This window comes from Streptosporangium sp. NPDC001681 (assembly GCF_040298085.1).
GTDB lineage: Bacteria > Actinomycetota > Actinomycetes > Streptosporangiales > Streptosporangiaceae > Streptosporangium.
Genome location: NZ_JBEOZN010000023.1, coordinates 1 through 15,981, shown reverse-complemented (window position 1 = coordinate 15,981; position 15,981 = coordinate 1). Strand labels below are relative to the sequence as shown.

At 71.6% G+C, this 15,981-nt stretch carries 12 protein-coding genes; 9 read left to right on the top strand and 3 right to left on the bottom strand.

Annotation, left to right across the window (positions count from 1 at the left end; all coding sequences use genetic code 11):
* The first annotated feature begins 24 nt into the window (after window positions 1–24).
* Complete coding sequence (locus ABT130_RS13490) at window positions 25–2,352, top strand: ATP-binding protein (protein ID WP_350955476.1); 2,328 nt, start codon at window positions 25–27, stop codon at window positions 2,350–2,352.
* Here the strand turns inward: ABT130_RS13490 and ABT130_RS13485 are convergent.
* The 3 genes from ABT130_RS13485 to ABT130_RS13475 form a co-directional block, all read right to left on the bottom strand.
* On the bottom strand, window positions 2,327–2,581 hold the full coding sequence (locus ABT130_RS13485; protein ID WP_350955474.1) for a hypothetical protein: 255 nt from the start codon (window positions 2,579–2,581) through the stop codon (window positions 2,327–2,329). The two genes, ABT130_RS13490 and ABT130_RS13485, sit on opposite strands and share 26 nt — an antisense overlap.
* Window positions 2,578–3,885, bottom strand: a complete 1,308-nt coding sequence (locus ABT130_RS13480) for a DUF6271 family protein (protein ID WP_350955472.1) — start codon at window positions 3,883–3,885, stop codon at window positions 2,578–2,580. The genes ABT130_RS13485 and ABT130_RS13480 overlap by 4 nt, the downstream gene beginning before the upstream one ends.
* Window positions 3,886–4,045: 160 nt before the next feature.
* Window positions 4,046–5,092: a LacI family DNA-binding transcriptional regulator gene (locus ABT130_RS13475; protein WP_350955470.1), complete on the bottom strand. Its 1,047-nt coding sequence runs from the start codon at window positions 5,090–5,092 to the stop codon at window positions 4,046–4,048.
* 156 nt (window positions 5,093–5,248) lie between these two features.
* Between ABT130_RS13475 and ABT130_RS13470 the strand changes: the two genes are divergently transcribed.
* The 8 genes from ABT130_RS13470 to ABT130_RS13435 form a co-directional block, all read left to right on the top strand.
* Entirely contained in the window at window positions 5,249–6,256 is a 1,008-nt protein-coding gene (locus ABT130_RS13470; RefSeq protein ID WP_350955468.1) for a dihydrodipicolinate synthase family protein, read from the top strand.
* Window positions 6,253–6,573 (top strand): (2Fe-2S)-binding protein, encoded by a 321-nt coding sequence (locus ABT130_RS13465; protein WP_350915415.1) that lies wholly within the window; start codon window positions 6,253–6,255, stop codon window positions 6,571–6,573. The genes ABT130_RS13470 and ABT130_RS13465 overlap by 4 nt, the downstream gene beginning before the upstream one ends.
* Window positions 6,563–8,026, top strand: coding sequence for an FAD/NAD(P)-dependent oxidoreductase (locus ABT130_RS13460; RefSeq protein WP_350955466.1), 1,464 nt, complete (start codon window positions 6,563–6,565; stop codon window positions 8,024–8,026). Before ABT130_RS13465 ends, ABT130_RS13460 begins: the two co-directional genes overlap by 11 nt.
* On the top strand, window positions 8,023–9,243 hold the full coding sequence (locus ABT130_RS13455) for an NAD(P)/FAD-dependent oxidoreductase (protein ID WP_350915411.1): 1,221 nt from the start codon (window positions 8,023–8,025) through the stop codon (window positions 9,241–9,243). Before ABT130_RS13460 ends, ABT130_RS13455 begins: the two co-directional genes overlap by 4 nt.
* Entirely contained in the window at window positions 9,237–10,535 is a 1,299-nt protein-coding gene (locus tag ABT130_RS13450) for an amidohydrolase family protein (protein WP_350915409.1), read from the top strand. Before ABT130_RS13455 ends, ABT130_RS13450 begins: the two co-directional genes overlap by 7 nt.
* Window positions 10,532–12,598: a hydantoinase/oxoprolinase family protein gene (locus ABT130_RS13445; protein WP_350915407.1), complete on the top strand. Its 2,067-nt coding sequence runs from the start codon at window positions 10,532–10,534 to the stop codon at window positions 12,596–12,598. Before ABT130_RS13450 ends, ABT130_RS13445 begins: the two co-directional genes overlap by 4 nt.
* Window positions 12,595–14,322 carry a hydantoinase B/oxoprolinase family protein gene (locus ABT130_RS13440; RefSeq protein WP_350915405.1) on the top strand — a complete coding sequence of 576 codons (1,728 nt, stop codon included), beginning with the start codon at window positions 12,595–12,597 and terminating at the stop codon, window positions 14,320–14,322. Before ABT130_RS13445 ends, ABT130_RS13440 begins: the two co-directional genes overlap by 4 nt.
* Before the next feature lie 6 nt (window positions 14,323–14,328).
* Window positions 14,329–15,981 (top strand): ABC transporter substrate-binding protein (locus ABT130_RS13435; RefSeq protein WP_350955464.1); only part of this gene is annotated, 1,653 nt, incomplete at its 3' end.

Genomic DNA, 15,981 nt, shown 5'->3' with positions numbered 1-15,981 from the left:
CTCCTTCCCGATGCGGCAGGTGCGATGCCTGAGATGCACGCCGGACGCGACCTCTACGTCGCCGGACGAGACCTGATCATCCATCAGCATCTGGACCAGCCGTTCACCATCACCGCGGGGCTCTACCAGCTTCCCGCCGACATCGCGGACTTCACCGGACGTGAGGAGGCGTTGGAGACCCTGCGCTCCTGGCTCGTCGGAGCCGAGGACACGGTGGTGCTGAGTGCGATCTCGGGCATGGGCGGGGTCGGCAAGACCACCCTCGCGGTACGGCTGGCGCACCGGCTCCGGGACTTCTTCCCCGACGGCCAGTTGTACGTGAACCTCCGGGGCGCGGAAGCCGAATCCCTCGACCCCTCGGACGTCCTCGCCGGGTTCCTGCGCGCGTTCGGCGTGCAGGGCCCGGCGATCCCGCCGGACGCGGCCGAACGCGCCGCCTTCTACCGAGGACTGCTGGACGGCAGGCGGGTGCTCGTCGTTCTCGACAACGCCGCGTCCGCCGCCCAGCTCCGGCCGTTGCTGCCCGGCATGCCCGGCTGCGCGGCACTGATCACGAGCCGCGAGCGCCTTCCCACGCTGGAGGGCGCCCGGGGTTTCGACCTGGACGTGCTGACGCACGAGGCGGCGCTCGAACTGCTGAGGAAGATCGTCGGTCCGGCTCGGGTCGATGCCGAGGCGGAGGCCGCCGAGCGGCTGGTACGGCTCTGCGGCCACCTCCCGCTCGCGGTCCGGATCACCGGGGCCAGACTGGCGGTCCGGCCGCACTGGCGGCTGGCCCGGATGCTCACCCGGCTGGAGGACGAGCACCGCCGCCTCGAAGAGCTGAAAGTTGGTGATCTCAGCGTGCGTGCCTCGTTCTCCCTGAGCTATGCGGCCCTGAGCGCGGAGGAGCAGTCGGCGTTCCGGCTGCTCGGCCTGGTCAGAGCACCCGACTTCGCCCCCTGGGTGCTCGCGGCGGCGCTCGACTCCGACCTGGCGGCCGCGGAGGAGCTCATCGAGCGGCTGGCCGACGTCCAGCTCCTGGAGGCGGTCGGCGAGGACGCGGTGGGACAGCTCCGCTTCCGCTTCCACGACCTGCTGCGCTCGTTCGCCCAGGAACGGCTGCGTGACCACGGCCCCGCGGACGAGGCCATGGAACGTGTTCTGGGCGGGTATCTGGCACTGTCCAAACGCGCCCTCTACCTGATGTCGCCGAACAGCAAACGGGACGCCCTGGCTCCCCGGGCGAGGCTCTGGCTGCCCCGCGACCTCGACGCCGACGTCCTGGTCGGCCACCGGCCGATGGACTGGTTCGTCACCGAGGAGGCGGGCATCGTCGCCGCCGTCGGGCAGGCCTACGAGCACCGGCTGTGGGACCTGACCTGGGAACTCGCCGATCCGCTGCACTACCATTTCCGGGTGCTCGCCCGCTGGGCCGAATGGGCGGCGACCCACGAGCTGGCGCTGGAGGCGGCGAGGCTGGCGGGCAACCGGCGGGGCGAGGCGTGCATCCTGCGCAACCTCGGGAACGTCTACCGGGACCAGGGCCGCCCGGCCCAGGCCATCGCCTGCTACGAGGCGGGCCTGGCCATCGCGACGGACCTGGACAGTGCGCTGCTGAGCGCCTTCATGCTCAACGGGATGGGTGAGGTCTGCCTGGATCGAGGCCGGATGGTCGAGGCGACCGCCTACTTCGAACGGGCACTGCCGGCCTGGGCCGGGATCGACGACCTGACCGGAGTGGCGTACACCCACACCCATCTCGCGATGAGCTACCTCCAGCTGGGGCGGCTCGACGAGGCCATGGCCCAGGCGGAGCGGTCACTGGTCATGCAGCGTGAGTTCCACGACCGCAGTGGGGAGAGCTACGCGCTGATCGCGATCGGGGAGGTCCAGCGGGTACGCGGACACGCTGACCTGGCCGCCGGGTTCTACCGGCAGGTGCTGGAGATCGCACGCGAGCAGGGAGCGAAGCTGTCCGAATCCGACGCGCTGGTCAGGCTTGGCTGGGCGCACCGCGACCGGGGTGAGATCGACGAGGCCGAGGCGGCGTTCGCGCAGGCGCTGCCGCCGTTCGTCGAGTACGGGCAGCGGCGCGGCGAGGCGGAGGCCACCGCGGGGCTCGGCGCCGTGGCGGCCGACGCGGGCCGCCTCACCGAGGCGGTCACCCGGCTCGACCAGGCGCTGCGGATCGCGGCCGAAGCCGACGACGCGCTGGCGCAGGCCCGGATTCTCACCCTGCTTGGCGACACCTGGGCGGCGGCGGGCGACACCGGGGCCGCCGCCGGGCGGTGGCGGCTGGCCGCCGACCGGTTCCACCAGGTGGGCTCACCCCGCGAGGCGGAGCTCAGGGAGCTGATCTCAGGTCTCTAACAGCACGCTCGCCTGCATGTAGTTCGCGTTGCTCCACCCAGCAGTCCAGCGCCGGATCGACGGTCCGGATGCTGGCCTCCAGCAGGCTGGGCTGGTCGTGGAAGACCGGCACCCCGGCGAACTCCCGGGCCTCGAACTCGGCCGCCCTGACCGCGTTGGCGACCTGCCGCCGGAAGGCGGCCGAGTGCGGCACCTCCTGACCGCTGCTGCGCGGCCTGCCGTCGGTCATCCGAGCCGCTCCTCTCCCACCAGGGCCAGGGCCCGGACCAGACCGGCCGACCGGGACGCGGCGGCGACCAGCGCGGGCCAGTGCTCCAGCAGGAAACAGTAGTCGGCGAACCCGTCCACGACCTCCGCGACATGACGGTCGGTACCGTCGAGCGCGGCCGTACCGATCGCGTTCAGCCGTGCCGCGACGTCGCCACCGGTCTCCGCCGCCGCGGCCAGGTGCGCCGCGGCGAACTCCGCCGCGACGCCGGGGAGCGACGGAGTCTGCCGGGCGACCGCCTGCCGTGCCGCCGCACCGAACCGTTCCGCGTCGACCTCTCCCGGCGGGCGCCAGAAGTCCTCGGGCCGCGCGGCCACCAGCGCGGCCAGCTCGCTCCAGATCCGCCAGAACAGCAGGTAACGCAGGTCCCGTACCGCGTAGCGGACCGCGGCCGAGAAGTCGGAGCGCCCGCGCCGGGTCTCGTCGTAGCGGTGGTAGACCTTCCGGGAGTGGAACAACACCGGATACCCGACGGCCAGCAGCAGGTTCCGCTGGATGAAGTCCGATCCGAGCATCTCGGTGAGCGGCATCTCCGGCACCGTACGGAAGATCTCCTTGACGCAGGAGACGCCCATCTCCACGCTTCCAGGCCGGTCGGGGGTGACGAAATCGGAGTCGTAGCCGCGGGCCGGCTCGTCGACCAGGTACTCGCGGAGCAGCTCGTCGATCTCCCGATCGCTCAGGCCGGGTTTGATCTCGCGCTCGATACGGCGCACGAACTCCGGTCCCGCCGACAGCAGGTCGCGCCGGTCCAGCGGCGGATCTCCCACGTAGGTGCTGGCGACGAAATACACCCCCTGTCCGGCCAGCGCGCGCAGTTCCAGCTCTCCGGGAAACGCGAGGACCTCCCCACGCGGCATCGGGCGCGTGTCGGAGTCCCGGCGCAGCAGTACCTGGGCGTCGAGTGCCACCGCGACCAACGCGGCGATGTTCGGCCCCGCCCCGTACGAGACCCCCTCCGGGATCAGGAGCCTTTCCAGCCGATCCCGATCCGCCGGTTCATCCGCCGCCGCTTCCACCAGCGCCCGTACGTAGGCTCGCCGCCCCTCCGGTACCAGATGAAAGGCCCGCGCGGACCGCTCGACACTGAGCCGCCCGAGCAACTCGGCATGTTCGGGGATCCAGTCGGCCGGAAACGACTCGACGAGCAGGAAGGGGATCTCCTCCCCGTACTCGCGGGCGAGGAACAGGCTCTCGTCCAGATACGAGACGATGGCCTCGGGACAGCGCCGGTGCGTGGGAACGTAGAGCAACCGTTTTGGCATGCCACAGCCTCACTGGGAAACCCGCGATCAGCACATCCCCGAACTGTAAAATGCCCCGCCACCCCTGTCCATGCCCCGTACGTCTGGGAGAGCAGGAGAACGGCGGCGGTCCCGGGCGGGCCTCCGCGGGTTCGAGGATCACGGGCCGTGGCGGTTCACCTCAGCGGGGGGCGGCCGGTTTCGCGCAGGAGGAGCGCAGGACGAGCTGGGCGCCCACCCGGTAGGCCCGGCCTGCCCGGCCGGTGGTCCGTGCCGGAGCCGTCGACCGGTCGGTCCGTTCGATCTGCTGGAGCAGGAGGTTCATGGCGAGATCCCCGAGTTCGTGGGCCCCGTTGTCGACGACGGTGATGGGGGGCTGCCACCAGCGCAGCCAGGGGATGTCCTCGTAGCAGATCAGCGAGAGCTGCTCGGGAATGACGACGCCGGCACCGACGAGTGTGGGCAGCATGCCGAACACGGCCTCGTGGTTCGCGGCGAACAGCGCCGTCATCTCCGGGTTGCGGCGCAGCAGCCGCTCCGTCGCCTCGGCGCCGAAGGCGGAGTCGAACGGCCCGCGTTCGACGAGTGACTCGTCGACCTGACGGCCGCGTTCCCTCAGTGCCTGCTCGTAGCCGGCGAACCGCTCCAGGCCGGAGTTGGCGCTCAGCAGGCCGCCGATGAAGCCGATCCGCTCGTGACCCAGGTCGAGCAGGTGTGAGGTGGCCGCGTGGGCGCCCTCGCGGTCGGAGGCGAGCACCGACGGCGCGGCGCTCTCGGCGGCGGCGCGGATGACGTTGACGACCCCGATGCCCTCGGCGAGCAGCGCGTTGGCCATGGCCGTGTTCTTGCCCGTACCTATCATGATCAGCCCGTCCACCCCGTGCGCGGCGAGGGTCCGCAGGAAGGACTCCTCCCGCCGCGGGTCCGCGTCGGTGATGCAGAGCATCACCTGGTAACCCTCGGCCGCGGCGCGACGCTGCACGACCTCGGCGATGGTGTGGAAGGACGCGTTGATGAGGTTGTTCAGCACCAGTCCCACGACATGGGACTGCTTGGAACGCAGCGCGCTGGCCGCGCGGTTGGGGCGGTAGCCCATCCGATCCGCGACCTCCTTCACCGCCACCCGGGTCTCCGGGGCGATCAGCGGTGAGCCGCTCAGTGCGCGAGAAGCCGTGCTGCGTGACACCCCGGCCGCGGCGGCGACGTCCTTCAGCGTGATCGCCATCATCCTTCTTCCTGGGATCGATCCCATCCGGGGGAAAATTTTGCCACAAGATCATGAACACTTGGTGAGGTGCGAGGAAATTTACCCAGGTTAAAAACATATTTCGGCCTTGACCTGAATCTCCCGAGTACTGCAACCTAATGCAAGCGATCCCAAAAAATGACTACAACATTGATCCCCGGGGGTTCCATGGACCGCGACGACGTCACCTGGCACGGTTACTGGCCGGCCGCGCCCACCCCTTTCACCAGCGAAGGCGGGCTGGACGAGGACGCGTGGCGCGCGCTGCTCCGGCTCTACGCCGCCCAGGGCGTGCACGGAGTCCTGGTCAATGGGAGCACCGGTGAGTGGTTCAGCCAGAGCGCGGCCGAGCGCCGCCGGGTCGCCGAGATCGCGGTGTCCGAGCTCTCCGGCAGGGTCCCGGTGGTCGTCGGCGTCACGGCCTACACCGCCGCAGAGGCGATCGAGTTCGCGCGGCACGCCGCCGAGGCGGGCGCGGACGGCGTGCTCGCCACGCCCCCGCCGTACGTGCACCCGGGGCCTGAGGACATCCTCGCCTTCTACCGGCAGGTCAGCTCCGCGACGGAGCTGCCGTTCATGGTCTACAACTGGCCGCGCGGGGTGGCCGTCGACATCTCCGCCCACCCCGGGCTGATGTCGAGACTGGCCGACCTGGACAACGTGGTGGCCATCAAGGACAGCACCGGTGACTGGCTGCGGATGCTCGGCACGGTTGAGGAGGTCGGCGACCGGGTCCGGGTGTTCGGCAGCTTCCTGCACCGGCGGGGCCTCGCCGTCCTGCTGGAGCTGGGCGGGGACGGGAACATCGACGGCGGCGGCATGGGCGCCCCGTTCGCCGTCCCCTACTACGAGGCGGTCGCGGCATCCGATCGCGAGGCGGCGCGCGGCTGGGTCGACCGGTACGCGGGGCTCTCCTCCCGGCTGATCAACCCCGACTACAGCGGTGTGTACGGCACGCCCATCGCCCAGCTCAAGGCCGCCATGGCGATGCTCGGCCAGCCGGGCGGGCACGTCCGCCCGCCGCTCCTGCCGATCACGGACCCGGAGAGGCTCGACGCGATCGGCGCCGCGCTGAAGGAGTCCGGCCTGGTCGAAGCCCTTTCCGGGGGCAGCGCGGACACCGTCTCGGGGCGGGCCGGGCGATGACGACGGCGCAGGGCCGCACCGGCCGGCGTGCCGGGCCGGGCCGGGCTCCGCAAACGGAGATCGTCGTCGACGGCGACTCCGTGCAGGCCGTCGACGGCATCAGCCTCGCCGCGGTCCTCGTCGGCGAGCGGAGGTGGAGCCTGCGGCGCAATCCGGTGGGCGGCGACCTTCGCGGCCCGTTCTGCGGGATGGGCGTGTGCTTCGAGTGCGAGGTGACGGTGGACGGTCGTCCGGGGGTCCGCGCCTGCATCACCAAGATCTATGCCGGCATGCGGGTCGAGACGGCCACAGAGGGAGAGGTCCCGCATGACCGCTGAGCGCAGCGCGGCCACGTACGGCGAGGTCGTCGAACGGGATGTCGTGATCGTCGGCGGCGGTCCCGCGGGGCTCAGCGCCGCGGCCCGGCTTGCCTCCGCCGGTCTGGCCGTGACGATCCTCGACGAGCAGCCGGAACTGGGCGGGCAGTACTACCGGAGGCCCGCGCCCGCGGTGGCGAGGCACTGGGGCGACCACCGGCCCGAGGGCGGCCGGCTGATCGCCCAGGTGCGCGCGGCCGGCGCCGAGTGCCGCACCGGCCATCTGGTCTGGGGTGTGGAGGACGACGGGCGCACGCTGCTCGCCTCCGACGCCGCCGAGCATCCGGTGCGGTTGCGCGCCCGCTACCTCGTGCTGGCGACCGGTGCCTTCGAGCGGGTGTTCCCCTTCCCCGGCTGGCAGCTTCCCGGAGTGACCACCCCGGGCTTCGCCCAGCACCTGGCCGCGAGCGATCACACCACCATCGGAGACCGGGTGGTCCTGGCCGGTTCAGGGCCGTTCCTGCTGCCGGTCGCCTGCTCGCTGATCGAACTCGGCGTGAGCGTGGTGGGAATCGCCGAGGCGGGCAGGCCGTACCGGCCGAGCCTGCGGGCGCTGGGCACGCTCGGCCACCCCGCGCGACTGCGCGAGCTGGCCACCTACGCCGCGCGGCTGGCCCGTGCCCGGGTGCCGATCTGGCAGGAGACCGTCGTGCTCCGCGCCGACGGCCGCGACCGGGTCTCCTCGGTGACCCTCGCCGCCGCGGCCAGGCCCGCGCGCCCGGTCCGCACCGTCGAGGTGGACGCGCTCTGCGTCGGGTACGGCTTCCGGCCCCAGACCGACCTGGCCCGCATGCTGGGCTGCCAGGTGCGGGTCGACGTGGCGAGCGGGGACGCGGTGCCGGTGATCGACGTGGCGGGACGCGCCTCCCGGGCCGATGTGTACGTGGTGGGCGAGGCGGCGGGAATCGGCGGGGTGCACGCGGCGAAGGCCAGAGGGCTCGCCGCCGCGCACGACATCCTGACCCGTGAGGGCCGCGCGGCCGTACCGGTGTCCGAGACCCGGCGGGTGGTGTCGGCCAGGCGCCGTTTGGAACGTTTCATCGCGCTGACCGACTCCCTCTATCCCGGCCCGGCGGCACTGCTCGCCACGCTGGCGCCCGCGCTGCCCGCCGACACCATGGTCTGCCGGTGCGAGGCGGTCCGCGCGGAGGAGATCCGCACCACCGCCGCGGGAAGCGCCGACGGCGACCTCAACGCGACCAAAGCCTGGACCCGCGCGGGAATGGGCCCCTGCCAGGGCCGGGAGTGCGGGTTCGCGGTCGCCGGACTGGTCCGGTCCGTCATGCCCCGCCGGGGCGCGGGCGACGGCGAGTCCCGGGTGGAGGTCTTCCCCTCCCGGCTGCCGGTGCGCCCCGTCCCCCTCGCCACGCTGCTGGAGCTGGCCGGACCGGAATCGCAGAAAGGCGACGCATGAGCACGCGGACCGCGGACGCGGTGATCGTGGGAGCCGGGGTGCTCGGCGCCTCGGTGGCCAGCCACTTGGCCCGCAGCGGCCATCGGGTGCTCGTACTGGAACGCGGCGCCCCCGGCAGGGAGGGCTCCGGCACCACCGCCGGCAACCTGCACATGCAGGCCGTGCACACCAAGCGCCCCGGTCAGGCGGTGCCGCTGGACAGCGCGCGGTTCCTGCCGCTGCAGCGCGCCGCGAGCGACCGGTGGGAGACGCTGGAGGAGGAGCTGGAAACCTCGGTGGAGGTCCGCCGCACCGGTGGCTTCACCATCGCCGAGACCGAGGAGCAGTGCCAGGAACTGCGTGACAAGCACGGCTGGGAGGCCGCCGCCGGGATCCACACCGAGATCCTCGACGGAGACGCCGCGCGGGCCGCGCTGCCCCTGCTCGGACCGACGGTGGCCGCCGCCACCTGGTGTGACCTGGACGGCTACGCCAACCCGCTGAAGGTCACCCCCGCCTACCTGGACTCGGCGACCAGGCACGGCGGCCGGACCGTGGCGTTCGCGCCGGTCCGGCGGATCACCCGCAACGGCGACGGCTGGCGGGTGGTCGCCGGGCGCGGCGCCGCCGAGCGGGTGGTGGACACCCCCGTGGTGGTCGACGTCGCGGGGCCCTGGCTGGGGGAGATCGCGGCCATGGCCGGGATCACGCTGCGGATGACACCGGTGGCGATCCAGATGCACGCCACCGTGCGCTCCTCGGCCACCATGTCCCACCTGGTCCAGCACATCGGCGAGGGACTGTCGGTGAAGCAGGTCGCCGCGGGCAACCTGCTGATCGGCGGCGGCTGGCCGGCCCTGAGCATGGACCTGGCCGGCCGGAGCGACGCCAGCCTGGACAGCCTGGTGGGAAACGTCGCGCTGGCGGTCCGGGTGCTGCCGTTCATCCGGGACCTGCGGCTGCTGCGGATGTGGGCCGGGCCGCTCGCGGCCACGCCCGACGAGATGCCGGTGATCGGCGAGGTGCCCGGCGCCCCCGGGTTCTACGTGGCCGGAGGCACCTACGCCTTCACCTTCGCCCCGCTGTGGGGGGAGACGCTGCGCTGCCTGATCGAGGGGAAGCCGCCGCCGGTCGACGTCTCCGACCTCGGCCCCGGCCGGCTGATGGAGCGGTGGAGCCAGGAAGACAACGGCCCAGAGCAGGAAAACCACCAGGACAGAAGGAGCAAGCGGTGCTGACATCACCTCGGCTGCGGCCCACGTCGGAGCCCGAGACCCTCTGGTTGACCGGTGGGCACGTCGTGGACGTCCGATCAGGACGGATCCGCAGGAACGCCAACGTGCTCGTCGCGGCCGGCCGGATCGAGAAGATCACGGCGGACGCCCCGCCCCCGGGAGCACGGACCGTCGAGCTGGGCGGCAGGTACCTGATGCCCGGCCTGATCTCGGTGCACACCCACCTGTCGGTGCTCTACCCCTTCTCCGCCACCGACGAGTCGGAGAACCCCGGGCTGACCGCGCTGCGCGCGCTGTCCCGGGCGCAGGACGCCCTCGTCGCGGGGGTCACCACGATCCGCTGCGTGCACGAGCAGAACCGCGCCGACCTGCTGGTGCGCACCGCCGCGGACCAGGGCTGGGTGGCCGCGCCGCGGATCGTCGGAGCGGGCCGGGCCATCTCCACCACCGGCGGCCACGGCAAGGGCGCCGACTGCTCCTACGCCGACGGGCACGACGGCTTCCTGCGCGCGGCCAGGCAGGAGCTGGACGCGGGCGCCGACCTGCTCAAGATCTTCATCACCGGCGGCATCGCCCACCAGGGCGAGTCGTTCACCGGCGCGCAGATGACCGCCGAGGAGATGCGGGCCGTGGTCCGCGCCGCCGAGGAGCACGGCAGTTACGTGACCGCGCACGCCGGCGCCGGCTCGGCGATCCGCGAGGCGCTCGCCGCCGGAGTCCGCGGCTACGAGCACGCCTACGACCTGGACGACGACACGGCCAGGCAGATGGCGGACCGGCGGGTGTTCCTCACCCCGACCCTGTGCGTCACCCGCTGCCCCGACTGGATGGCCGAGCACAGCTTCACGCCCTGGCAGATCGAGCGGGCGGTGGAGGTCGGCCCCGGCCACCTGGCCAGCATCCGGCGGGCGGTCGCGGCCGGCATTGCCGACCCGGACGACCCCGGCGCACCGGGCATCACCATGCTCGCCGGCACCGACTACCCGCCGGGCGAGCCCATCGAGGACACCGTCGTGGCGGTCCGCGAGATGGAGTTCCTCACCGACGCGGGACTCAGCCCCATCCAGGCGGTACGGGCCGGCACGTCCGAGGCCGCGCGCCTGGTCGGGCTGGCCGGCCAGGCCGGTGCCGTCGAGGAGGGCTACCTCGCCGACCTGATCGTCACCGAGCGCGACCCGCTGAGCGACGTCTCCGCGCTGCGCCGGATCCCCTTCGTCATGCAGGCCGGCCGGATCGTCCGTGACGATCTGCCGGTCGTCCCCGCCCCGCAGCAGGTCCCTGGAGGTGCCCTGTGAATTCCCCCGACGCTCCGGCCGGACGTACCCGGTTCGCCGTGGACATCGGCGGCACGTTCGTCGACGCGATCGCCTACGACGAGGAGACCGGGCAGATCCGGCTGCACAAGGCCTCGACCACCCCCGGTGCCCCCGAGCGGGGCGTCCTGGACGCGGTGGGCGGCCTCGCCACCCGGCTGGACGGGGTGGAGGCGTTCGTCCACGGCACCACGCTCGGCCTGAACGCGATCCTGCAGCGCCGCGGCGCGAACCTCGGCATCATCACCAACGAGGGCTTCAGAGACCTGCTGGAGATCGCCCGCGCCAACGTCCCCGGCCAGCACATGTACGACTTCTCCTACGCCCCGCCGCCGCCGCTGGTGCCGCGCCGCCGGCGGATCGGCGTACCCTGCCGGATCGACGCGCAGGGCGACGTGGTGCAGGACCTGGACGAGGACGCCGTGCGCGAGGCCGGCCGGATCCTGGTCGAGGAGCAGGGACTGGCCTCACTGGCCATCTGCTTCCTGCACTCCTACGCCAACCCCGAGCACGAGCGGCGGGCCGCGCGCATCCTGCGCGAGCTCTACCCGGACGTGTCGATCTCGGTCTCCACCGACATCACCCGCGAGTACCGCGAGTACGAGCGGACCAGCACCGTCACCCTGGACGCCTACATCCGGCCGGTGCTGAGCGACTACATCGGCACCCTGGAGGCCAGGCTGACCGAGGCGGGGCTTACCCACCCGCTGCACATCATGCGCTCGGGCGGCGGTGCGATGACCGCGGAACTGGCCCGCCGCGCCCCGCTGATGACCGTGCTGTCCGGCCCCGCCGGGGGAGTGGTGGGCGCCTCCTTCCTGGCCCGCGAGCAGCGGCTGCCCAAGCTGATCTCCTTCGACGTCGGCGGCACCAGCGTGGACTGCTGCGTCATCGAGGACGGCGAGCCCGGCGAGGTGCACGAGGCGGGCATCGACGGCTTCCCGCTGCTCATCCCGATCTTCGACATCCGTACCGTGGGCGCGGGCGGTGGCTCGATCGCCTGGATCGACGAGGGGCTGCTCAAGGTCGGCCCGCACAGCGCCGGCGCCGTGCCGGGGCCGGTGGCGTACGGCGCGGGCGGCACCGAGCCGACCGTCACCGACGCCGCGCTGGTGCTCGGCTACCTGGACCCCGCCGCGTTCCTCGGCGGCGACATGTCCATCGACGCGGACGCGGCCCGCGCCGCGATCGAGGCCAAGCTGGCCGTTCCCCTCGGGGTGAGCGTGACCCAGGCCGCCGCGAGCGTCTTCCGGGTGCTGCTGGCCCGCATGGTCGGCGCGCTGCGCGAGATCACCGTGGAGCGGGCGCTGGATCCGCGCGAGTTCGCGCTGCTGGCCATCGGCGGCGCCGGACCGCTGCTCGGCCCGATGCTCGCCAGGGAGATGGGCATCGCCACCACGATCGTCCCGCAGGTGCCCGCCGCGTTCTCCGCCTTCGGCATGCTGATGTCCGACCTGGAGTACGAGTTCGCCGCCACCGTGCTGCGCTCCCTCAGCGACGACAGCCTGGCCGACCTGGAGAGCGAGTTCGCCGACCTGGAGGCGCAGGGCGACGAGGTGCTGTCCGCGCAGGGCATCAAGCCGGAGGACCGCACCCTGATCCGTAGGCTGGACATCCGCTACCACGGCCAGGAGCACAGCCTCGGCATCGACCTGCAGCCCGGCGACACCGCCGCGAGCGTGCTGGCCCGGTTCAACGCCCAGCACGAGGCGCGCTACGGCCACGCGATGGCCGACACCGGGCAGATCCTCACCCTGCGGGTGCGGGCGGTGGGACGGCTGGCCAAGCCGGCGCTGCGCGAGCTGGCACCCGCCGGGCCCGGCGGGCCCGAGGCGGTCGGCGAGCGGCCCGCCTTCGACGTCGCGGTCGGCGAGATCGCCGTGTTCCCGGTCTACGACCGGACCACCCTGGCGCCCGGTCACGAGGTGAGCGGCCCGGCGATCGTCGAGGAGGGCACCTCGACGACGGTGATCTTCGGTGATCAGCGGCTCACCGTCGACACCTATGGACAGCTGCTGGTGACCGGTACCGGAGGAACCCTGTGAACAGCCCTGAGCGTCTGGACGGCGCGACCGTCGAGGTGATCCGCAACTACCTGGTCTCGGTGGGCGAGCAGATGCGCCGCACCCTGGTGCGGGCGGCCTTCAACCCGGTGATCTACGAGGTGCTCGACTTCGGTATCTCGATCTACAACGCCGACCTGGAGCTGACCGCCGAGGCCGCGGGGATCACCTCGTTCCTCGGTGCCAACGACCACGCCATCGTCAAGGGCGTGGAGTACGTCGGCCGGGAGAACTTCGCGCCGGGCGACGTCTACCTGCTGAACTATCCGTATTGGAGCGGCGCGCACTCCTACGACGCGATGCTCTTCGCGCCGGTCTTCCGTGACGGGCACGAGGGCCCCGCGGCCTACCTCGCGGTGCGCGCACACTGGATGGACCTCGGTGCCAAGTCCCCCGGCTATGTCCTGGACTCCACGGACATGCACCAGGAAGGTCTCATCTTCCCGGGCACCAAGATCGTGAGCCGCGGCGAGGTGGTCCGCGACATCGTCGAGCTCATCCGGTTCAACTCCCGGCTGCCCGACCTGACCATCGGCGACTTCCACGCCCAGCTCGCCGCCCTGCGCACCGGCGAGAACCGGCTGGCGCAGGTCTGGGAGAAGTTCGGCGGCGAAACCGTCGACCAGGCCATCAGGCAGGTCATCGAGCACGGCGAGCGGGTCGCCAGAAAGGCCCTGGCCGCGCTGCCCAACGGCACCTGGACGGCCTTCGACTACTGCGACGACGACGGCATCACCGAGGACCTGATCCGGATGGAGGTCAAGGTCACCATCGACGGCGACCGGATGGAGGTCGACTTCAACGGCTCCGACGGCGCGGTGGCCGGCCCGGTCAACCTGCCGATCGGCTCCACCGAGAGCCTGGGCAAGGCCATCTTCAAGGAGCTGACCACGCCCAGGGAGCCCTCCAACGCCGGGCACTACCGGGCGCTGGAGGTCAAGGCCGATCCCGGCAACTTCTTCCACGCCGTCTACCCGGCCGCGACCTTCACCCAGTGGAGCGCCATCGTCGCGTTCGAGCTGATCCACAAGGCGCTGGCCCAGGTGATGGACTCGATCCCGGCCTCCTCCGGTGGTGACGAGCCGGGCTTCATGGCGCTCGGCCACGACCCGCGCACCGGCGCGGACTTCGTGATCAGCAACAACGAGGGCATCGGCTGGGGCGCGCGCAAGGACCGCGACGGCGCGAACGCCCAGCAGCACCCCTCCCAGAGCGTGGTCCGCAACACCCCGGTCGAGGTGCTGGAGCACAAGTCCACCGTGTTCCACGAGCGGCTGGAGCTGATTCCCGACTCCGGCGGCGCCGGCCGGTTCCGCGGCGGCGTCGGCGTGCTCAGGCAGGTCCGCTACCTCGCCGACGGCGAGGTGCTGTCGATGAAGAAGAAGAGCAAGACCCGGCCCTGGGCGCTGGACGGCGGCCAGGAGCCCGAGCCCAGCGAGATGGTGCTGTGGCCGGACACCGACCAGGCCAAGCGGGTCGGCATGTACCGGGCCGCGATGAAGGCCGGCGACCGGTTCGTGAACCGGACCGCCGGAGGCGGCGGCTACGGCGACCCCCTCGACCGCGACCCGGCCGCGGTGGTGGCCGACGTGCTCAACGGCTACGTCAGCGCCGAGGCCGCGGAGCAGTCCTACGGCGTGATCGTGGACGGCGACGGCTGGCGGCCCACGCCGGCCAGGGCCGCCCGACTCAAGAGTGAAGGGTAGACGACAGTGCACCGACCCCCCGCCACCCCGGTGGCACGTGGCCGCAAGGGCACGCTGGGCCTGACCTCCGTCCTGCTCGTCGGCGCGCTGGCCCTCGCGGCCTGCGGCCAGAGCACCCCGGGCGGCTCCGGCGGCTCCGACGTCCGCAAGCAGACGCTGATCATCGCGGAGAACGAGCCGCCGGCCACCTTCGACCCGGTCCAGGCCGACAACTCGACCGTTGACGAGGTGTCCATCCCCGCCTACGACACCCTGGTCAAGTACGGCAAGGGCGGCGTGATCGCCCCCGCGGTGGCCACCGAGTGGACGTTCTCCAAGGACGGCAAGACCCTCGACCTGACGCTCCGCGACGACGTGACCTTCCACGACGGCACCAAGCTGACCGCCACCGACGTGAAGTACACGCTGGACCGGATCGGCAAGCTGCAGATGGGCGTCGCGTCGCTGCTGACCGCCTACGACTCCGCCGAGGTCGTCGACGACACCCACCTGGCGATCAGGCTGAAGCAGTCCTACGCACCGTTCCTGGGTGCGCTGTCGCGGGTCTACCTGCTCAACTCCAAGCTCGTCCAGGCCAACGCCGGCTCCGACGACGGCCGTCAGTGGCTGGCGGCCAACGGCGCGGGGTCCGGGCCGTACAAGCTGACCGGGTACACCCCCAACCAGGAGGCCAAGTTCACCCGGCACGACGGTTACTGGGGCGGTTTCACCAACCAGGCCAAGGACGTGGTGATCCGCTACCTGCCGCAGGCGGCGACCCAGAAGACCGCGCTGAGCAACGGTGACGTGGACATCGCGATGGACATCGACCCCAACGACTGGGCAGGTCTCGAAAGCGGCGGCTATGTGGTGGACAAGGCCGACACCAACGTGCAGCTTTACGTCTTCTTCAAGATGAAGGACTCGCCGGTGGCCGACAAGGCGCTGCGCGAGGCCATCACCTACGCCTACGACTACGACCAGCACCAGTCGGCCATCCTCAAGGGCGCGGGCAAGAAGGCCGCCGGAGTGCTGGCGAGCACGATGGCCTGCGCCGACCCCACGGTCGCGCAGGCGGGCTACGACCTGGACAAGGCCAAGAGCATCCTGGACGCCGCCGGTCTGAAGAACGTCACGCTGACGATGAGCTACCTCAAGGCCACCGCCGAGATGGAGCAGGCGGCCACGCTGCTCCAGTCCGACCTCGCCAAGATCGGCGTGAAGGTCGAACTGTCGGCGGTCACCTACCCGCAGTACGTCGAGATGCTCAAGAGCAACGAGACCACGCCCGACCTCGGCATGATCTACGGCTTCCCGCCCTACCCGGACCCGGACTCCGTGCTGCACCTGCAGTTCAACTCGAAGTTCATCAACAACGGGCAGAACAGCGGCGGCTACCACAACCCGAAGGTCGACAAGCTGGTCGAGGACGCTCAGAAGCTGACGGACGAGGAGGCCCGCTGCGCCCTCTACAAGGAGGCCCAGCAGACCATCGCGGCCGACCACCCCTCGATCAACATGTCCAACCCGCAGTACGTGACGGTTCACCGCAAGGGGCTCACCGGCTACGCCTATGACCCCGCGCACCACCAGACCGTGGACGTCTACCAGGTGCAGGTCGGCGCGGGTTCTCGGGCGGCTCAACCCGATCGACGAGTTCCACAAGGACGCGGTCCCGGC